At 30.3% G+C, this 22,114-nt stretch carries 10 protein-coding genes and 1 riboswitch; of the genes, 8 read left to right on the plus strand and 2 right to left on the minus strand.

The genetic code is table 11. The features are described 5' to 3' along the window. The first annotated feature begins 202 nt into the window (after nucleotides 1-202). A riboswitch (cobalamin riboswitch) is annotated at nucleotides 203-403 on the plus strand. Between the two features lie 118 nt (nucleotides 404-521). The 5 genes from nrdG to PHEL85_RS05385 all read left to right on the plus strand — a co-directional run bounded on the left by nrdG (nucleotide 522) and on the right by PHEL85_RS05385 (nucleotide 6,025). Next, a complete protein-coding gene (gene nrdG, locus PHEL85_RS05365; RefSeq protein ID WP_036822054.1) occupies nucleotides 522-974 on the plus strand; it encodes an anaerobic ribonucleoside-triphosphate reductase activating protein in 453 nt (150 codons plus the stop codon). A gap of 3 nt (nucleotides 975-977) precedes the next feature. Then, nucleotides 978-2,768, plus strand: coding sequence for an anaerobic ribonucleoside-triphosphate reductase (nrdD, locus tag PHEL85_RS05370; protein WP_036822057.1), 1,791 nt, complete (start codon nucleotides 978-980; stop codon nucleotides 2,766-2,768). 106 nt (nucleotides 2,769-2,874) lie between these two features. Beyond that, on the plus strand, nucleotides 2,875-3,489 hold the full coding sequence (locus PHEL85_RS05375; RefSeq protein ID WP_156109107.1) for a hypothetical protein: 615 nt from the start codon (nucleotides 2,875-2,877) through the stop codon (nucleotides 3,487-3,489). Nucleotides 3,490-3,523: 34 nt separating this feature from the next. Continuing rightward, complete coding sequence (gene meaB, locus PHEL85_RS05380; RefSeq protein WP_036822061.1) at nucleotides 3,524-4,591, plus strand: methylmalonyl Co-A mutase-associated GTPase MeaB; 1,068 nt, start codon at nucleotides 3,524-3,526, stop codon at nucleotides 4,589-4,591. Nucleotides 4,592-4,594: 3 nt separating this feature from the next. Then, nucleotides 4,595-6,025 (plus strand): bifunctional metallophosphatase/5'-nucleotidase, encoded by a 1,431-nt coding sequence (locus tag PHEL85_RS05385; RefSeq protein WP_052108457.1) that lies wholly within the window; start codon nucleotides 4,595-4,597, stop codon nucleotides 6,023-6,025. Between the two features lie 52 nt (nucleotides 6,026-6,077). Here PHEL85_RS05385 and PHEL85_RS05390 read toward each other — a convergent pair whose 3' ends face one another. Next, nucleotides 6,078-6,965: a hypothetical protein gene (locus PHEL85_RS05390; RefSeq protein ID WP_036822064.1), complete on the minus strand. Its 888-nt coding sequence runs from the start codon at nucleotides 6,963-6,965 to the stop codon at nucleotides 6,078-6,080. Between the two features lie 236 nt (nucleotides 6,966-7,201). Continuing rightward, a complete protein-coding gene (locus tag PHEL85_RS05395) occupies nucleotides 7,202-9,748 on the minus strand; it encodes a DUF559 domain-containing protein (protein ID WP_036822067.1) in 2,547 nt (848 codons plus the stop codon). A gap of 725 nt (nucleotides 9,749-10,473) precedes the next feature. On the opposite strand from PHEL85_RS05395, the gene PHEL85_RS05400 reads away from it, so the two are divergent. From PHEL85_RS05400 to PHEL85_RS05405, 3 genes are all read left to right on the plus strand, one after another. Continuing rightward, nucleotides 10,474-20,289: an Ig-like domain-containing protein gene (locus PHEL85_RS05400; protein WP_162179429.1), complete on the plus strand. Its 9,816-nt coding sequence runs from the start codon at nucleotides 10,474-10,476 to the stop codon at nucleotides 20,287-20,289. A gap of 178 nt (nucleotides 20,290-20,467) precedes the next feature. Next, complete coding sequence (locus tag PHEL85_RS17745) at nucleotides 20,468-20,620, plus strand: hypothetical protein (protein ID WP_156109109.1); 153 nt, start codon at nucleotides 20,468-20,470, stop codon at nucleotides 20,618-20,620. A gap of 219 nt (nucleotides 20,621-20,839) precedes the next feature. Further along, complete coding sequence (locus PHEL85_RS05405) at nucleotides 20,840-22,051, plus strand: RsmB/NOP family class I SAM-dependent RNA methyltransferase (RefSeq protein WP_036822072.1); 1,212 nt, start codon at nucleotides 20,840-20,842, stop codon at nucleotides 22,049-22,051. Nucleotides 22,052-22,114: the final 63 nt, after the last annotated feature.

Consider the following 22,114-nt stretch of genomic DNA (forward strand, 5'->3'; position numbering starts at 1 on the left):
TGAAACTTTCTTGCACTAAAGACGACACATTTTTAGTTATGTTGCAAAATCTAAAAATATTTATCTTTTAAATTTACATATTAACTTTTAAAATGTATAAAAACAACCATAATAAATACCTATCTATTTAACACTAAATATAGTGTTCATAAGTTTCTTAACAAGTTATTTTAAACCATAAAAGATGAATGAAAATCATTTTTAAATTTGAATAGAATTTGGTTTTAATAACAATTCTAATTGTTATAATTAAAAGGGAAATAGGTGTAACTCCTGTACTGTTCCCGCAGCTGTAAGCTCTACTAAAGGTTTTTACATACTTTGTCACTGTTTTTAATTTAAAAACGGGAAGACGTAAAAACTAGAGTAAGTCAGAAGACCTGCCAATTTTAAACTCGTCAAACTTTCGGGATAAAAGTTATTGGCACGATGTATCTGCCTTATTAGGTTGTCGTACCTTTTTTTGACACTTTATAAATCTTCAACAAGCAAAGTCTTGTTGGATATAAATTGGGTTAATAATGAATTATTATAATATTCAAGTGGCTTTGCAAGAAGTTCCTGGTGAAATTAGTATTTGTTTTAGTATTTGTGGCTGTCAAATTCGGTGTAAAGGATGTCATTCGCCTTTTCTTTGGAAAGAAGAAAACGGTCTAGAATTATCTAAAAAAATATATACAGAAATCTTAAATAATTACAAAGGTTTTGCAACTTGTATATTATTTATGGGAGGTGAATGGCATCAAAAAAAAATAATTGAATATCTTAAATACGCTCAAAAAGAAGGCTACAAAACCTGTCTTTATTCTGGCGAAAAAAGGATTAGTAAAAACCTTTTGCAACATTTAACTTGGGTTAAAACAGGAAAATGGATTGCAGAAAAAGGAGGCTTAGAAAACCCTAAAACAAATCAACAATTTATAGAAGTACAAACAAATAATATATTAAATCATTTATTCTTAAAAAACTATTAAGCTATGATTAGGTTAACACAAAAACAGGTAAATCAAAAAATTAATTTTATCAGCAATTACATCAATGCAAATAATGCTGCAGATGGTTCTAAAATAGATGCTAATGCCAATGTTTCCTCTAAAAACATTGCAACTATGGAAGCTGAGTTAAACAAAGACATCAATGTTCAGGTAAATAGGCAGTTGGTAAAAAATAAAATTGAACAATTATTCGATAAAGAATTAGCCAACGAGTATGTAAGACAAATAGAAGCCCACGAAATTTATGTGCATGATGAAACCTCTTTAAAACCATATTGCACCTCTATAAGCATGTATCCTTTTTTATTTGATGGATTAACCAAACTTGGTGGAGAAAGTAAAGCGCCACAACATTTAGAGAGTTATTGTGGTGAGTTTGTAAATCTTGTTTTTGCTGTAAGTTCTCAATTTGCGGGCGCTTTAGCAACTGTAGAATTTTTATTGTACTTCGATTATTTTGCAAGAAAAGATTTTGGCAATGATTACCTAAACACGAATACAAAAACGGTATCAAATCACTTACAACACGCTGTTTATGCCATAAATCAACCAGCTGCTGCAAGAGGTTATCAATCTGTATTTTGGAATATTTCTTTGTACGATGAAAAATATTTTGATAGTTTGTTTGGAGAATTTGTATTCCCAGATATGACAAAACCTGAATGGGAAAGCCTTAAAAACTTACAACAATTCTTTATGAAATGGTTTAATAAAGAAAGAGAAAAAGCCGTTTTAACCTTCCCTGTTGTTACCGCAGCAATGTTAGTAAAAGAAGGAAGACCTGTAGATACAGAATTTGCAAATATGTGTGCGACAGAATTAAGCGAAGGAAATTCGTTCTTTATATATCAATCTGAAAGTGCAGATAGTTTGGCGTCTTGTTGTAGATTAAGAAACGAAATTAGCGACAATACGTTTAGTTATTCTCTTGGTGCAGGAGGTGTTTCTACAGGTTCTATTAATGTAATTACGTTAAACATGAATCGCTTAATTCAGCAAGGAAAAGACCTTAAAACTGAAATACATAAAATTCAAAAATATCAAATTGCATACAGAAAATTAATTGAAGAATATAAAAATGCAGGAATGCTACCTGTATATGATGCTGGTTTTATATCGCTTGATAAACAATTTTTAACTATCGGAATTAATGGAATGGTAGAAGCGGCAGAAAGCCAAGGAATCAAAGCAGAAAACACAAACACTTATAAAGATTTTGTAGCAAAACAGTTAAAAGTAATTTATGACGCTAATAAAGAAGCTAAAAAGAAACATGGATATATGTTTAACACAGAATTTGTTCCTGCTGAAAATTTAGGTGTAAAAAATGCTAAATGGGACAAAGAAGATGGTTTATTTGTACCTAGAGATTGTTACAATTCTTATTTTTATCCTGTAGAAAACACTTCTATAAATTCTTTGGATAAAATAATGCTACATGGTACTGATATTATTAAATATTTAGATGGAGGATCTGCACTTCATTTAAATTTAGAAGAAGCTCCTAACAAAGACGGTTTTTTAAAACTAATTAATGCTACAGCTTTAGCTGGTTGTAATTACTTTTGCTTTAATGTGAAAATTACCATCTGCAATGAATGTGAACATATTGAAAAGAAAACGCTTCAAAAATGTTGTAAATGTAATTCTGAAAACATAGATTATGGAACTCGAGTAATCGGATATTTAAAGCGTGTTTCTAACTTTAGTTCAGAACGACAAAAAGAACACGATTTAAGATTTTATCATTTAGAAAAATCAAAAGCATCATAAGATAAAATAACGGAATAAGTTTCTTAATCTCTAGATGCTTATTCCTTAACTTTTAAAAAAAGGCATCACATTTATGTTTAAATTTACAAAAAGCAATGTTAAACTAATGAAAAGGAAAATTATAAGCATCTTAAAACAAAAAGAAAATATTTATATTTTTTTCTTGTTTTTATTGTTCTTTCCTTTAAAAACCCAACTTCAAAATGTAATAATATTACTTTTTGACATTACATTTCGGAACGGAGTAACTACTGAAGTTTTTACATATAATTATACAGGAACAATTGTAGGATGCGAAAAAGTTACTCAAATGTTACAATTAAAACCCAATATGAATTGGTTCCAAAAACACGGGGTTTATTTTATTAAATTCTTGCCTTCTTTATTTGCTTTTATATTTCTTTTTAAAAGATGGAAAAAAGATAAAACCTTTAAATTATTCGATTGGTTTTTAATTATTATATGTTGTTTTAGCATTCTTTCATCTATAAATGATGCTTATTTTTTAGTTCTTCAAGGAGAAGATTATAATTTATCAAGAGTTTTAAGATTACTACCAACTATAATTATTTACTTATCAATAGGTATTTTTATTTTTTTAAAGGTATTTACTTTGAAAGAAAGATTACAAACCTTAATTTTTGGTGTTTTAGGTTTCTATGGAAGCTTTTATCTATGGATGCAATATTTTGGACCTATAATTCTTCCTATTGCTTCATAAATAGTTTATTTTTACTTTAAAGTTAACTTTTAAAATGAACAAAAAACAATCTGCATTACATGAAAAAGATGGAGTTTCTCAACCAGAAACTACTAGTAAATCTTCTGCAGAAAAAATAAAACTAAATAGAGCCAAACAAAACTCTGTAGATACTTTTGTAACTAAAATACTAGAAGGAAATATAACTTTTTTAAGTCGTGCAATTACTTTGGTAGAAAGTACAAATGCAAAACATCTACAAAAAGCAAACGAAATTTTAGAACGCTGTTTACCTTATGCAAATAACTCAGTAAGAATTGGTGTTACAGGTGTACCAGGTGTTGGAAAAAGTACTTTTATTGAGGTTTATGGTAAACACTTAACATCTCAAAACAAAAAAGTTGCAGTGTTAGCTGTAGACCCAAGTAGTTCTGTAAATAAAGGTTCTATTTTAGGTGATAAAACTAGAATGGAACAACTAGTTACAGATAAAAATGCTTTTATAAGACCTTCTCCTTCTGGAACTTCATTAGGTGGCGTTGCTCAAAAAACAAGAGAATCTATTATTTTGTGTGAAGCTGCTGGTTTTGATACTATTTTAATTGAAACTGTGGGTGTTGGTCAATCTGAAACTGTAGTGCATTCTATGGTAGATTTCTTTTTGTTACTAAAATTAGCTGGTGCTGGAGATGAGTTACAAGGAATTAAACGTGGAATTATAGAAATGGCTGATGCAATTGTTATAAATAAAGCTGATGGTGACAATGAAAAAAACGCGAAAATTGCTAAAGTAGAATTTAATAGAGCCTTACATTTATATCCAATAAAAGAAAGTAAATGGCAACCAAAAGTATTAACAGCAAGTGCTTTACAAAATTTAGGGATTTCAAAAATTAGCAATATGATTGATGATTATATTTCTTTAACTAAAGAGAATAATTATTTCAACATTAAAAGAAATGAGCAAAATAAATACTGGTTACTTGCTACTATTGAACAACAATTGAAAGATAATTTTTATCAAAATCCAAAAATTAAAAAAGCCCTTTCAGAAGAAATTAATAATTTAGAAAACGGAAAAACAACTCCTTTTAATGCCGCTAAAAAACTTTTAAACTTATAAAAAATGAAATCATTTATTAAAATACTTGTACTTTGTTTGTTCTTTTTAACTGCTTGTTCTAAAGAAACTAATTCAATTATAATAGATCCTGTAGAAAAAAATCTAACCATTTTTATAACAAATGATATTCATGGAAGTATAGACAATTTTGCAAAAGTGAAATACTTAGTCGATGAAGAAAAAAAGAAAACAAATGTTTTATTAACCAATGCTGGAGATATTTTTTCTGGCAATCCAATTGTAGATAATTATCCAGAAAAAGGTTTTCCAATTATTGATTTAATGAATCGTGTAGGATATGATATTTCAGTTATTGGTAATCATGAATTTGATTATGGAGAAACAAATTTAAAAGACAGAATGCAACAAGCTAATTTTAAATGGGTTTGTGCAAATGTAGAAACTAGCGCTTCTGTAATACCTCAACCATCAGCTTTTACTAACATCACTATAGATGATATAAAAGTTAGTTTTTTAGGTTTGGTAGAAACAGATGGAAAGGAAAATGATATAATTCCATCAACGCATCCTTGGCGTGTGAAAAATTTAACTTTTCAAAATCCTGAAGATGTTGTAAACCAATACAAAGACTTAAAAGCTGAAGAAAATGCTGATTTATACATTGCACTAACTCACATCGGACATTCTAAACAATATTCTTTAGGCGATTTTCAACTCGCAACGCAATTCCCATATTTCGATCTTATAATTGGAGGTCATTCAAATGGAAAAATAGATACAGTTGTAAATAAAATCCCTGTTTTTCAAGCTGGAAACAATTTAGATTATATTGGTAAAATTGAACTAACTATAGAAGATAAAAAAGTAATCAATATTAATTATCAATTAATTAATTTGAATACTGTAACTGAAGAAGATTCAGACATAAAAAAACGTATAAATGATTATAATGATGCTCCTTTTTTTAAAGAAGTAATTGGTTCTGCTCAAGTAAATCATAATAAAGATCAAGTAGGTAATTTTGCTGCAGATGCTTTACGTTTACAAATGAAAGTTGATGTAGCATTTCAAAATAACGGAGGAGTTCGTTCTATTTTAGATGATGGAGATATCACTAAAAAAGAAATTTATCAAATACTGCCATTCAATAACCCAATGATTGTTTACGAAATGACAGTTGCAGAAATTAAAAACTTTTTAATAGGATCTGGCGCTGGATTTTATTATGCTGGTGTAATTTTCGAAAACAATAACAACAGAATTATTGTAAAAGATTTAAATGGAAATACAATTCCTGATAATACCACCTTAACTGTAGGTGTTAATGACTATGTACCTGCTGTCTATGATCTGTTTTTTCCAACTCCTAAAAATATTAACCCAGAAACAGATGCAGAAACTGTAATTGATTACTTAAAACACACCAGCTCAGAAATAAATTATAGCGCTAGTAATAATTTTTTTAGATATTAAAAAAACTAACTAATGTTATTCTAAACCAAAAATAGAAACTTAAGAAATTTTATTATTCACATAAGCCTTCTAAAGCATCTTCTATATCTCCGGGGGTACTCATAATTTTCATAAAAGTTCCCATAGAAAGTTCTGGCCAGTGCAAAGCAATTCTATATTTTCCGTGCAACATTGTAGCTTCTTTTCCTTGTAAAATTATTTCATAAGGCATTGCAGCAACATGATCTTCTCCTATTTTTGGTAAAAAATATGCTTCTCCATCTTCTTTATTTTGAAGTCCTACACCAAATACAGCTACTTTTTCATTTTTATAAACAAGTCTAAAAACTTCTTTTGTATTACCCTTTTTAGACTTTAAATTATTAGAAATTATTTTAAAACCTTCTTCAAAGGATGCAAATTCATTTAATTCAATAGGATCTGTAAAATAAGGCATCATTATTTTGTAATGATATTTTGCTAATTTACTAGCTTTAACAGTACCTCCAAATGGTTTAAATTCATTACCAAAAACTGATAAAACCTTCTTTAAATCAGAGTCAAATTTCACAAAAACTCCACTATATTTACTATAATCACTTGCTAAATAAGCTCTTAAAAAATAGTCTGGATTGGTATAAGAAATTATAATTTTATTGTTTTTTAATACTAATCCTATCTTCATTGTTGCTGCTAAAGCTCCTCTATCAGTTACTTTAATAACTGTACTTTTTAAATCATTTCTTGTAAATGCAATAACTTTTAATGAATTTTTATCTGAAACATTATAACTACCTAAAACCGTAAAATTATTATCATTTAGAACTTGTATAACTTTTTCAGATACAGACTGCATATTCATAGATGACTCCCCTACTTTTATATAAGGAGAAATATCTTGCGCTAAAGCACTTGTAAAAATAAAAAAGAGAGAAATAATAGCTAAAATAAAATTTTTCATGATTCAGTTGTTTAAATATTTCTTGAAGTTTGAGGTAAAAAATAAGGGCGAAAATTCCAAACTTATTTTAACACAAAATAAGAGATTTAGTATGAGTATATTTATGACTTATGTCATGATATATCTTAAGAATTAGCTGAGAAAAAATCACAATTAAGAGAATTATAAAATATGAATAAAAAAACAAAAATAAAACTTATAAAATACTCATTTTAAATATATTAAAAACTAAACACTTAACTAATACTACTCCAAATTTTAGAAGTTTTAGACAACTCTAAATATGCTGTTTTGATATTTCTATTTTCTGGTTTCGATAAGTTAGAATCATCTTGTAACAAATCAATTGCTGTGTTTCTTGCAGCTACTAAAATTTGAGTATCTTTTACAACATCAGCAATTTTTAAATTTAAAACACCACTTTGTTGTGTTCCCATTAAATTACCTGGTCCTCGCAGTTTTAAATCTACTTCTGCAATCTTAAAACCATCAGTAGTATCTACCATGGTTTTTAAACGTGTTTTTCCTTCTTCAGAAAGTTTGTAACTAGATAATAAAATACAATAACTTTGTGCTGCACCTCTACCAACTCTTCCTCTTAATTGATGTAATTGTGAAAGCCCAAAACGCTCTGAACTCTCAATAATCATTACACTTGCATTAGGCACGTTTACACCAACTTCTATTACAGTAGTAGCCACCATAATTTGAGTTTCACCTTTTACAAAACTCTGCATTTCATGTTCTTTATCTGCAGGTTTCATTTTTCCATGAACAATACTTATTTGATATTTTGGTGATGGAAAATCGCGAGAAATACTTTCATAACCATCCATTAAATCTTTATAATCCATCGCTTCAGATTCTTGAATTAAAGGATACACGATATAAACTTGTCTTCCTTTTTCAATTTCATCTCTCATAAATTTAAAAACAGACAAACGATTACTATCAAATCGATGAACCGTTTTTACTTCTTTTCTACCAGGAGGTAACTCGTCAATTACAGAAATATCTAAATCGCCATAAACAGACATTGCCAAAGTTCTTGGTATTGGTGTTGCTGTCATTACTAAAATGTGTGGAGGTGCCCACCCTTGCCCTCCCAAAGGGAGGGAATTCTCACTCTTACGTTTTTCTAATTCTTCTGAAATCTTTCTGATTACAGTTTCAATACTTCCAATTACTTCTTCATTGGTAAATCTTATAACTTTGAAACCTAATTCCTTTAAAATTTCAGTTCTTAAATCATCTGCTTCTTGTTGTAGTGTTGTATTATGATATTTTCCATCAACTTCTATAACTAGTTTTTTAGAAATACAGATAAAATCAACAATAATTTCATCAACTACATGCTGTCGTCTAAATTTAAAATCTAATTTCTTAGTTTTTAATTGCTCCCAAAGAACTTGTTCTGCTGGTGTAGTTTGTTTTTTTCTATCTTTCTGTAATTCCTTCATCAATTTATAAACTGATGGACGAGCTGTTTCATAACGATTCCGCACAGAAACTCCTTCCCTTTGGGAAGGTTGGGATGGGCTCTTTGTTTTAGACCACAATTTTGCTCTTTGTGCAACTCCAAATCTGTGCTGTTCATCAATAATTGCAATTCCAAGGTTTTTAAACTGTACTTTATCTTCTAACAAAGCATGCGTACCAATTAATATGTGTAAAGTTCCATCTTCTAAATTTTGATGAATTTCTCTTCTCTTTTTTGTTCTTACAGAACCTGTTAATAAATCAACTTTTAAATCCATGTTGGCAATAAGTTCAGAAATTGCATGATAATGTTGTGTTGCTAAAATTTCTGTTGGCGCCATAATTGTTGCCTGAAAACCATTATCAATAGCCAAAAGCATCGTTAATAAAGCTACAATTGTTTTTCCAGAACCAACATCTCCTTGTAAAAGACGATTCATATGTGCTCCAGAAGCAACATCTTTCCGAATTTCTTTTAACACTCTTTTTTGAGCATTGGTTAAATCGAAAGGCAAATGATTCTTATAAAATGTATTAAAATTATCAGCAACATTTTCAAAAACATAACCTTTAATTTTTGTTTTGTTGATGAGTTTTTTACGCAACAATTGTAATTGAATAAAAAACAACTCTTCAAACTTTAATCTGTATTGAGCTTTAGCCAAATTTTCTTGACTTCTAGGAAAATGAGCATTTAACAAAGCATCACGTTTCCCCATCAATTTATAATTTTCAATAATTTCTTTTGACAGACTTTCTTCAATTACTTCAAAAAACTGTTGTAATAAATTCTGAACATAAGTTCTCATCAATTTATTAGAAACTCCAGAATTTGTTAATTTTTCTGTAGATGGATATACAGGTTGCATTTTAGTTTGCAACTTCTTTTTATATTCTTTAACCAATTCCATTTCTGGATGCGGAATGCTAAAAAACCCATTATAATGATTCAATTTACCATAAACCACATAGGGTTCATTAATTTTTAGAGCATCTTTAATCCATTTTTGGCTTTTAAACCAAACTAATTCCATAGTCCCAGAAGCGTCTTGAAAAGTTGCTACTAGCCTACTTCCTCTTTTTTGAGATACTGATTTTACACGTGTAATTTTACCTACAATTTGTACTTCTGATGAATTGGGTTGTAAATCTTTTATGCTATAAAAAGCAGTTTTATCAATATATCTAAAGGGAAAAAAATGAAGTAAATCATTACATGTTTTTATACCTAATTCTGTATACAAAAGCGTTGCTCGTTGTACACTTATTCCATTTATATATGTTATTGGGTAGCTTAAATTCAATTTAAAAATAATGAATAACGAAAATACATATTAATTTAATAGATTACTTTTTGTAATTAGAAATAAATCTTAAAAAAATGAAATTAGTTTTACGTTACTATTTCAAAAAATGTTAAATAATCAAGTTTAAAAGAGTGTCTTTATTTTTATTTAAAAAATTGTGACTTTTAATATATGATAGTGTGTAATTTTATATAAAAGATGATGCAAATTCATAATATTTTTACAAAAGTTAAAAATAATATCTGTTTAAAATAATAAAAAAATTACACCTATCATTTAATAATCTTAAATATCCTTTAAAAGAAACAAACTTTCACATTCATCTACAATTAATCACATTGTATAATAATCGATTTTATCAAGAAACTTACAAGGAAAAAAAATAAATAATTATAAATTTTAAGAGACAATTATATATACAAAAGCACTACCTTCGCGCGCTAATTCCTCCAAAATATATTATTGTATAACTTAAATTTAATTTAGGAAATAATTAGTGCCTTAAAATAGGAAAACCAAGATTAAAAAGTAAGCAACCTCCCCCATTATTTTTTTACCGAAAAGACCATAGTAGTTATCGACATTAAATGTCGTTTCAACGTATAATCTTATTATCATACATTCAAAATATTAATTTTGAATTTAATAAGTACTGAAAAAACTAACCGTTTTTTTTTAACAAAAAAATGTATTTAAAATCAAAAAAAATACCTCAATTAAAAATGAAAATTAAAACTTATTTCTGTTCAATTAAGAGTAATAAAATATTATTCTTAATTTTATTTTTAATTAACTCTCTTTATAATATTAACGCCCAATGTACTACGTCTGACTATACGTTAAACAGTAACCAAACTAATGGGTACGTTTTTCAAAATGGTATTACTAGTGTAACTGCAGATGTTTCTATTTCTAATGGAAGTGGTGCTACTTTTGACGACGGTGCTATAATTTGTATTTCCTTAGGGCATACTTTAACAATTTCTAGTATATCATCAACCACAGGTGAAGATGTTGAAATTTACATAGAAAATGGTGAATTAAATATTGCTCAAAGCTCTGGTTGGGATGCCAATGTAACTATAAAAATTGGTGAAGACGGTATACTATCATCAAATTCTAACGCTGCCGTAGAAATAAGAGGGAGTAATAATAGTATTTATAATGAAGGTCTAATTGATGTTGGTACCTTAAACCTTTCTAGTAATTCTATAAATGAGTTTGATAACCTAGGAACAGTGATAGTTGCAAATGCACTTAATGCTTCTTCTTCTGGTACATCTACAACATATAGTAATTTCAGAAACCAAAATATAATGACAATTGGTGGTAATTTTGCAATTAGCCAATACTCTACTCTTGTAAATTGTAGTACTATTACCTCTGGTCAATCATTTAATATGAATAGTGGTACTGTTACAAATACTGGTAATTTTATTATAACTACTGGTGAATTATCAATGGGTGGTGCTAATGCCAAGTTTTATAACTATGGAACTTTTACAACTCCTGGAAGTATGAATGTACAAGGTGAATTTTATACAGAAGGCTTTACTGATATAGGAGGAGCAGCTCAAGGTGAAGGAAACCTTACAGGTCCACCAACAACAGACGACAAAACGGGTTATATAGAAATTGGTAGTCAATCTAGTTTCAAAGGACCTCTAGGTCCTAATCTTAATATTAAATATGCTTTTTCTTCCTCTCCCTTTCCATCTGCTGATATACAAGATAGAGTTACCTTTAATTGTGAGTCAGATGAAACTTGTTACAATCCTAAAGTTACTACAGAGATTTGTGCAAACTTAGATGGTAGTGTACCTTGTTTCGAAGATCCTGGAGTAATAACAGGTTCTTGTGTAAATAATGGTGATTTACAGTTTACATTAAACTTAGTAGGTAGTAATAGTGCAAGTACAACATATAATATAACTGGTACAACAATAAGTACCGGTACTTATAAAACAGATAACGTTTTTACTATTACTGATGGAGCAGATGGTCTAGATAAAATAGTAACAATAACAGATGTAGACAACCCAGATTGTGATATAACTGTTACAATCTCTGGAGCTGCATCTTGCAAAGATACAGATGGAGATGGAATTCCAGATTCTGCCGATTTAGACAATGATAATGATGGTATTTTAGATACTGAAGAAGGAGCTTGTAATACTACAATAGCTGCAACTACTCAATGGAATAGTACAGATACTTATGGTTTTAATTTTACAGAAACAAACCTTAGTGGATCTAATGTTGATGTAACACTAACCGGTATATACAACAGTGGTGCTGTAGAAACAACAGATGAAGGTAATGGAAATCAAGATTCTGGTGTATATGAAAATGGTGATGGTCTATTATACAGAGTAGGTTGGGAAGATTTAGTTGTTGATGATCCTGAAGAAAATGCAACATTTACCTTTACCTTTTCAGAAGCTGTAATACTTACAAACTTCAACGTAAAAGACATCGATAAAAGAACCACATTTTTTGATGCCATTAAAGTAACTGCAAAAGATGATTTAGGAAATGAAATCCCATTAAATATAACTGCAGGATCTAGCCTTACTATTAACCCTGATGATGTATACTACTCTAGTGTAACAGTTAATTCTGTAGATGAAAATGAAGACCATTGGTTAACAATTAATAGTACTCAACAAATTAAGCACCTAATTATTACTGCAATCCCTATTGTTGAGGCATCTTTAACTGGATCAACACCTGCAAGTACTTCAAGATTTATTTTTGGAGATATAGAATTTTCAGTTTGTCAAAGTTTAGATACAGATAATGATGGAATTCCAAATCATTTAGATTTAGATTCGGATAATGATGGTATAACTGATGTAATTGAAGCTGGAGGTACAGATACTAATAATGATGGTAAAGCAGATGGAACTGTAGGTACTACAACAACTACAAATGGAGTTCCTAGCTCTTCAGGTACAGGTACTACTCCAACTGATACAGATAATGATGGTATTCCTAATTTTTTAGACATCGATGCAGATAATGATGGTATTCCAGATAATATAGAAGCACAAACTACTAGTGGTTACACTCCTCCTAGTACTACATTCTTAGACACAAATGATAATGGTGTAGATGATGCATATGAAAATAATGCTATCATTGGAATAACTCCAACAAATACAGATGGTACAGATACAGCAGATTATATAGATGCAGATTCAGATAATGACGGTATTCCTGATATTTATGAAAACGGAAATGCTAATAATACATTGTCAGGAACAGATACTGATAATGATGGTTTAGATGATAATTTTGAAGGAGCAGATAATAATGATGGTTATGATGTAAATGATGATATTAACACCCCAAATGCAAGTAATTTAGGAGATGAAGATGATGATTTAAATTCTGGAGGAGATCTAGATTATAGAGACATTAAAGATACAGATAATGATGGTGTACCAAATAGTATTGATATTGATGATGATAATGATGGAATACTTGACACAGTAGAATCTACAAATTTTGCATTGCAATCAGGAGCTACTGCAACACAAAGTTCTACAGGTTATGGAGGTGTAGCTAGTAATGCTATTGATGGTGATACTAACGGATCTTGGAGTAACGGATCTGTAACACATACAAGTACAGAAACAGACCCTTATTGGTTACTAGATTTATCTTCTACAGAATCTATAAATAATATTACAATATATAATAGAACTGATTCTTGTTGTTACCAAAGATTAGACGATTTTATTGTAGAAATTCTAGATGAAAATCTTAATGTTGTTTACTCATATAATCATTCTGGAAGTCTTACTGATAATATTAATCTTAGTATTAATGATGTTGAAGGACAATATGTTAGGGTTAGATTAGAAGGTACAGGTACTCTAAGTTTAGCTGAAGTTCAGGTATTTGGTAATACTGATGTAGATTTAGACGGCATCCCTAATCATTTAGATTTAGATGCAGATAATGACGGAATTCCAGATAGTATAGAAGCACAATCTACTGTAGACTATATAGAGCCTTCAGGAAATGATACAGACAATGATGGTTTAGATGATGCTTATGATGCAACTCCAAATGGTACAGCAGATGGAGCAGATTCATTAGGTCTTACAGCTGTAAATACTGATGCTAATGCAGTTATTGGTGCAGACACAATTCCAGATTATCTAGATTTAGATTCAGATGGAGATGGTTTATTTGATGTTGAAGAATCTGGTAGTGACTTACCAAATGATGGTAATGGAACTTCTACAGGAACTTTTGGAGTTAACGGATTAAATGATCTTGTAGAAACAGGCGATACAGATTTAGGATATACAGATGTTAATGGAGAATATGATAATACACAAACAGATAATTTTGATGATGAAAATGCTGATGTATTAACAACTGGTGATGTAGATTATAGAGATATACAAGATAATGATAATGATGGAATTCCAGACCTTTTTGATTTAGATGATGATAATGATGGAATTTTAGATATAGAAGAAAGTGGAATTTATTTACATGATGCAGATGAAGATGGGGATGGAATCCCTAACTACTTAGATACTTCTGATAATACTGTTGGTAGTAATCCAGGAACTGACTATACAGATACAAATGGGGATGGTATACCTGACGTATATGACAATGACGGTGACGGTATTCCAAACCATTTTGATTTAGATTCTGATAATGATGGTATTCCAGATTTAGTTGAAGCTGGAGGAGAAGATATAGATGGAAATGGGTTAATAGATGATATTAACACCGATGGTACATTAGTAAATGATACAGATAATGATGGTTTAGACGATCGTTACGATACAGATAATGAAGGAACAGCAATTGCAAATCTAGATACAGATGGAGATGGAGTGCCAGATACACAAGATTTAGATTCTGACAATGATGGAATTACAGATGTAGTTGAAACTGGAGGTGCAGATACCGATAATGATGGTAAAGCAGACGGTTTTACAGATACAGATGAAGATGGATTTAACGACACAGTAGATGGTGATGTTGGACAAGATGGAACTTCAGAAAACACAGCCAATGCGTTAATTGTTACAGGAGAAGATACTGATAATGATGGTGTACCTAATTCATACCCTAATGGAGATGCAGATGGAGATGGGTATTTAAATCACTTAGATATTGATGCAGATAATGATGGTATTCCAGATAATATTGAAGGACAAACTTCTTTAGATTATGAAGCGCCAAGTGGTGTTGGTACAGGTATTACAGACGATAACAATAACGGTGTAGATGACGCTTATGAAGTGGGAACTGTTATTGGTATTACTCCAGAAAATACAGATGGTACAGATAACCCAGATTATTTAGATTCAGATTCAGATAATGATGGTATTACTGATATCAATGAAAACGGAGATACTGATAACACTTTAGCAGGAACAGATGCAGATAATGATGGATTAGATGATAATTTTGATGATAATGATGATTCTTCTACAACTGGCTCTACTGTAAATGATGGTTTAGGAACAAATGATAAAGTAACGGATGAAACTTCTTTAGAAGATGCATATAATGATGAGGATGGAGACTTTAACCCAGGTGCTGGTGATTTAGATTACAGAGATCTTCCTAATATAGAAACAGAAAACGATATTAATCAAACACCTTTAAACACGCCAGTAGATGGTAATGTTTTAACAAACGATATTGATCCTGATGGTGGTGATATTGCTGTTTCTCAAATAGATACTGATGGTGATGGAATCCCAGATACTACTCCTACAGCAGGAACACCAATTAGTACACCTAATGGTAGTATTACTATAGATCCAGAAACAGGTGAATATACTTTTACACCAACTACAGGATTTACTGGTACAGAAACAATTACATATATAGCCTGTGATGATGATACACCACAGACTTGTGAAACTGCAGAATTAACAATTATTGTTATACCTACTCTAACAGTTGATGGTAGTAATAACCCTCCAATCGCTCAAGATGATACGAACAGTGTAGAAGCTGGAGAAACAGTTACTTCAACTATTTTAAGTAATGATTCAGATTTAGACGGAGATACTTTAACAGTAAGCGAAGCAACAGGTTTAAGCTCAACAGGTACTACATTTTTATTAACAACAACATCTCAAGATGTTTATGATGAAAATGGTGTTTTAGCAGGAAAAGCTAAATTGGAGAATGGTGAAGTGGTATTTATTGCAGACAGTAGCTTTACAGGTGAAGTACCAATTGAGTATACAGTTAGTGATGGAAATAATGGTACAGATACTGCTACTTTAACAATCACTGTAGACCCTGCCAATGCAACAGACAATGATGTGTATGCTAATGATGATGCCAATACAGGTTTACAAGATGTAGCACAAACTGGAAGTGTATTAACAAATGATACGAATCCAGATGCAATAGGAACTCCAGTAGTTTCTAGCGCAATAAGTCATGCTGGAATATTAACAGTAGATGGTAGTACATCTAATACATTATCTAGTGGAGGAACATTGGTTATAAATACAGATGGTAGCTATACGTATACTCCTGCAAATGGTTTTGTAGGTACAGAAGTAGTTACTTACCAAGTTTGTGATAATGGAACACCTAACGCATGTGACACAGCAACATTGTACTTAACAACTGTAGATAGCAATAGTATAGATACAGAAAACGACATCAATCAAACACCAATAAACACGCCAGTAGATGGTAATGTTTTAACAAATGATAGTGATCCTGATGGTGGTGATATTGCTGTTTCTCAAATAGATACAGATGGTGATGGTATTCCAGATACTACTCCTACAGCAGGAACACCTATTAGTACACCTAATGGTAGTATTACTATAGATCCAGAAACAGGTGAATATACTTTTACACCAACTACAGGATTTACTGGTACAGAAACAATTACATATATAGCCTGTGATGATGATACACCACAGACTTGTGAAACTGCTGAATTAACAATTGTTGTTATACCTACTCTAACAGTTGATGGTAGTAATAACCCTCCAATCGCTCAAGATGATACGAACAGTGTAGAAGCTGGTGAAACAGTTACTTCAACTATCTTAAGTAATGATTCAGATTTAGACGGAGATACTTTAACAGTAAGCGAAGCAACAGGTTTAAGCTCAACAGGTACTACATTTTTATTAACAACAACATCTCAAGATGTTTATGATGAAAATGGTGTTTTAGCAGGACAAGCTAGTTTGGTAAATGGTGAAGTTGTATTTACTGCAAACAGTAGCTTTACAGGTGAAGTACCAATTGAGTATACAGTTAGTGATGGAAATAGTGGTACAGATACTGCTACTTTAACAATCACTGTGGACCCTGCCAATGCAACAGACAATGATGTGTATGCTAATGATGATGCCAATACAGGTTTACAAGATGTAGCACAAACTGGAAGTGTATTAGAAAATGATACGAATCCAGATGCAATAGGAACTCCAGTAGTTTCTAGCGCAACAAGTGATGCTGGAATATTAACAGTAGATGGTAGTACTTCTAATACATTATCTAGTGGAGGAACATTGGTTATAAATACAGATGGTAGCTATAAGTATACTCCTGCAAATGACTTTGTAGGTACAGAAATAGTTACTTACCAAGTTTGTGATAATGGAACACCACAAGCGTGTGACACGGCAACATTGTACTTAACAACTGTAGATAATAACTTACAAGGAATTCCAATGATTACTCAAGTATATCAATTTGGTACAGAAAAATGGATAGAAATCACCAATATTCATGGTGATGATAGTATTCCTGCTTATAGTATTAAAATACAATTGTATAAAAATAAAACCGGAGACCAAACCGGCGTAACTCCAGATGTAACTTTTACAGTTACTTCAGAACTTTCTCCTGGTCAGTCTGTAATATTTGGTAATTCAGCAAATGTTGTAACAAATATCAATAGTGGAGCTGTTAGTGTAACCAATGATGATTTAACAGATTTTGATGGTGCAGATGACATCATTACTTTGTCTACAACTACTAACGTTACTTCTTGGGCAAACAGATATGATGTTGTTTCAGAATTTGCAGATAAAACTTCGTATGTAAGAATAGATGAAACTTTGGTTCCAAATACAACTTACACAGAAAGTGAATGGGTGGTGTTTATAGATGATGCTTTAGATCCTTACAGATTATTAGGTGCAGGCGGTGCAGAAAGACATCCTCATGATCCTTTAATTTCAGAGATTCAAAGTTCAAATACAGATGCAAATACATTATTAGGATTGCATAGAATTGATGTAACAACAAGAACAGGTAATGCTTGGAATAATGGATATCCAGATAGATCTCGTTTTGTGATTATTGATGAAGATTATAATCATTCAACAGATAGATTAAGTGCAAGAAAATTAACTGTTAATAATTCTCGTAAATTAGGAATAACAGATAATTTATTAGTAGTTACATATGATGTTGTTTTAAATGGAGATATTCGTTTAATTGATTCTTCTGGAGAAAGTAAATCCCAATTAATCCAAACACATACAACAGCATCTTTAGTAACAGGTACTGGGCAATTATTAGTAGACCAAAATTCAACAGTTCCTAGTAAATATAGATACAATTACATGGGATCTCCTGTAAAAAGTAGTTCTGGTTCTTCAACATATACTTTAGGTAATATATTAAAAGATGGAACAAATCCTACAAATTTTACAGGTATTATAAATACAGATATTGCAAAAGATATTAATTGGATTGGTGGTTATGATGGTAATTTCGATGCTTCTCCTATTTCTTTAGCAGATTACTGGATATATACTTATGCTGCTTTTGACGGTGGTAGGTCTAATTGGGCACATAAATACAATGGAGGTGAAATTCCTAATACAGATGGATTTATTTTTAAAGGTCCTGGAAGAACTCAAAATTACACTTTCTTAGGTATTCCTAAAGATGGATTATTAACTACATCTGTAGCTAAAGACGAATCATATTTAATAGCAAACCCATATAGTTCTGCCTTAAGTGTAAAAGAATTTATAGAAGATAATATTAATACTATTTCTGGTACATTATATTTCTGGGAACATGCCGGTGAAATAACAGTCAATGAAGGAAGTGCAGGACATAATTTTGCAGGATATATTGGTGGTTATGCTACTGTTAACCTTTTAGGTGGAGTTACTGCTAAAGAAGCTGCAACTAATGAGAGTGGTGTAGATCTTAAACTAGAAGCAGAAGCTGCAGATATAATCACTGCAGTATCTGAGGAATTACCAGATAATGATGTTACTACTAATATTAATGTAGTAAAATTAGATACTATTGGTAGTTTAATAAAGTTTGAAGATATTGCAAGAGGTGCAGATACATTAAAAATAAGATATATGTCAAATACTGATATCGATATTATTTTGAAAGTAGAAGGAGAATTTGAAGGAGATTACCCAATAACTTTACCACAAACAGAAGGCTCATTTATTATTCATGATATTGACCATTGTTTTGAAGCTTTAGATAATATTTCAATAATTATTGATGAAAGTAATCTAACGACATCAAATACTTTAGTTTCAAATAACGAAGTAGTCTTAACTAATCCATTATATATCGATTATATTAATTTATATGATGAAGATGGTCAAATAGCATGTGCACCAAGTTTAGGTGGAGATGATTTTGATTATGAGTATACAGAACCAAAAGCTTATATTGCCATTGGTCAAGGATTCTTTGTACAAGGTGATGATACTGATGGAGGAACCATTGAATTTAATAATAGTCAAAGAGAATATAAAACTGAAGGAACTGAATCTGTTTTCTTAAAATCTTCAGCAACTAAATCTGATGCAAATAGTATTGCAAATATTCCAGTAATTAAACTTGGTATGGAATATAATAGCACTATAGATAGTAATATATATCATAGACAAATTGCTGTTGGTTTTAGTCAATATACTTCTTTTGATTACGATAATGGATATGATTCTGAAATATATGATGTTGGTAGTACTGACTTTTATTGGAAATTTCCTACTGATGATAGAAAATTTATTATCTCTGGAGTTCCTGCAATGTCTGATGATTTAGAAGTACCACTTGAAATTTCTATGGGATATTCTGGAGAAATAACAATTACTATAGATGAAATGAAAAATGTAAATAGAGATGTCTATATTACAGATAAATTAACTGAAACTTCTTATGAATTGATTAATAACAAAGTACAATTAACTCTAGATGCAGGTGTATATACAGATCGTTTTGTATTAGCTTTTAAACCAAGTTCAACTTTATCTACAGAAAATAGTGATATTCTAAACGGGTTTACCAATGTTTATGCTGATAATAAAAATAAACAATTAGTGATTTCTAAAAAAGAGGATATACTTATTGATGAAGTAGCGTTATATTCTATATTAGGAAGAGAAGTAAATTCTTGGAAAATTGAAGAACAACAAGATAAGTTAGAGCTTAAAATAAAACAGCAATTACCTACAGGTATTTATATTGTTAAATTAAAAACAGACAAGGGAGAAAGTTCTAAAAAGATAGTAATAGAATAATAAATAAAAGTGTATTTGTAAATTTTATAAATACACTTTTATAATAACAAACAAAATTATATAGAAAAAGGTTAATAAGAGATTTTATTAAGAACATTTTACTCTTATCATAATTTTCAAATGCCCCCGCTTTTAAGAAATCCTTTTCTATTTTTTAACTTAAAAAATAGATTTTACAATGGCATTAATACAAATAGTTCCACCACCAGTTCCTCCTCCTCCTCCACCAGGACTTCCTATTGATAATGGAATACCGATACTCTTAATTGTTGCAATATTATTAGCATTATTAACAATTATTAGAAGACAAAAAAATAAAATAATACTATAGAATAATTAAAAACTCTATCAATTTAAATTGATGGAGTTTTTATCTATAATAAAACCTACAACTCAAAGTAAATAGAATAATTTCCTTTTAACCTTCTAAGGGAATTAATAATAGATAAGTACCTTAATCAATGAATATTGAATATCTTTTAAAAATAAACCAAAATTCAGTATACATAAAGCAGATTTCGTACATTTGTGCCCCATTCCAAAGAAAAAAATGAGATTACACAGAAACTTAACTTTTGCAGTTATAGACAGCATTAGAGATATTTTTAATGAAGGTGTTTACGCAGATAAAGCAGTAGAAAAAGCATTAAAACGAGATAAACGTTGGGGTGCAAGAGATCGTAAATTTGTTGCAGAAACCATATACGACATTGTACGCTGGAACCGATTATACGCAGAAATTGCAGAAGTAAAAGCTCCTTTTGATAGAGATAATATCTGGAGATTATTCTCTGTATGGTGTATCTTAAGAGGAATTGCTTTACCAGATTGGAACCAAATAGGAGACGTACCAGAAAGAAGAATTAAAGGTCGTTTTGCAGAATTGTCTAAAACTAGAAAATTTAGAGAATCTATACCAGATTGGATGGATAAAATTTGTGCATCTGAATTAGGTGAAGAAGTTTGGACCAAAGAAATTGCTGCTTTAAATGAACAAGCAAAAGTTATTTTAAGAACAAATACACTTAATATTTCTAGAGAAATTCTTCAAAAGAAATTAAGAGCAGAAAATGTTATTACAGAAATTGTACCTCATCATCCAGATGCTTTAGTATTACCTGAAAGAGCAAATGTTTTTAGAACAGAAGCTTTCCATAATGGTTATTTCGAAGTACAAGACGCATCTTCTCAACTAGTTGCTGCTTATTGTGATGTAAAACCAGGCATGAAAGTAGTAGATACTTGTGCAGGTGCTGGAGGTAAAACATTACATCTTGCAGCTTTAATGCAAAATAAAGGGCAAATTATTGCTATGGATATTTACGAAAGTAAATTGCGTAAATTAAAAGTTAGAGCTAAAAGAAACAAAGCTCACAACATAGATATGCGTGTAATTGATTCTACAAAACCAATTAAAAAATTACACGGTAAAGCAGATAGAGTTTTAATTGATGCTCCTTGTTCTGGATTAGGTGTTATACGTAGAAACCCAGATTCTAAATGGAAATTACAGCCAGAATTTATAGATAATATTAAAAAAGTACAACAAGATGTTTTACAACAATATTCTAAAATGGTAAAACCAGGAGGTAAATTAGTGTATGCAACTTGCTCTATTTTACCATCAGAAAATCAAGAACAAGTTAATAGTTTCTTAACATCTGAAGCAGGAAAATATTTTACCTTTGTTTCAGATAAAAAAGTACTAGCCCATATTTCTGGTTTTGACGGATTTTATATGGCACTTTTAGAGAAAAAATAAAATTCATACTTTTACATTAAAAATTTTTCATTGCTAGAAAAAGAAAAGTAATTTTTATTTAAT

Origin of the sequence: Polaribacter sp. Hel1_85, from assembly GCF_000766795.1 — a bacterium.
Classification (GTDB): Bacteria; Bacteroidota; Bacteroidia; order Flavobacteriales; family Flavobacteriaceae; genus Polaribacter.

Excerpts from the sequence above, each read along its gene's own strand:
- nrdG (WP_036822054.1), top strand. The coding sequence starts at position 522 with ATGAATTATTATAATATTCAAGTGGCTTTGCAAGAAGTTCCTGGTGAA.
- nrdD (WP_036822057.1), top strand. The coding sequence starts at position 978 with ATGATTAGGTTAACACAAAAACAGGTAAATCAAAAAATTAATTTTATC.
- PHEL85_RS05375 (WP_156109107.1), top strand. The coding sequence starts at position 2,875 with ATGAAAAGGAAAATTATAAGCATCTTAAAACAAAAAGAAAATATTTAT.
- meaB (WP_036822061.1), top strand. The coding sequence starts at position 3,524 with ATGAACAAAAAACAATCTGCATTACATGAAAAAGATGGAGTTTCTCAA.
- PHEL85_RS05385 (WP_052108457.1), top strand. The coding sequence starts at position 4,595 with ATGAAATCATTTATTAAAATACTTGTACTTTGTTTGTTCTTTTTAACT.
- PHEL85_RS05390 (WP_036822064.1), bottom strand. The coding sequence starts at position 6,965 with ATGAAAAATTTTATTTTAGCTATTATTTCTCTCTTTTTTATTTTTACA.
- PHEL85_RS05400 (WP_162179429.1), top strand. The coding sequence starts at position 10,474 with ATGAAAATTAAAACTTATTTCTGTTCAATTAAGAGTAATAAAATATTA.
- PHEL85_RS17745 (WP_156109109.1), top strand. The coding sequence starts at position 20,468 with ATGGCATTAATACAAATAGTTCCACCACCAGTTCCTCCTCCTCCTCCA.
- PHEL85_RS05405 (WP_036822072.1), top strand. The coding sequence starts at position 20,840 with ATGAGATTACACAGAAACTTAACTTTTGCAGTTATAGACAGCATTAGA.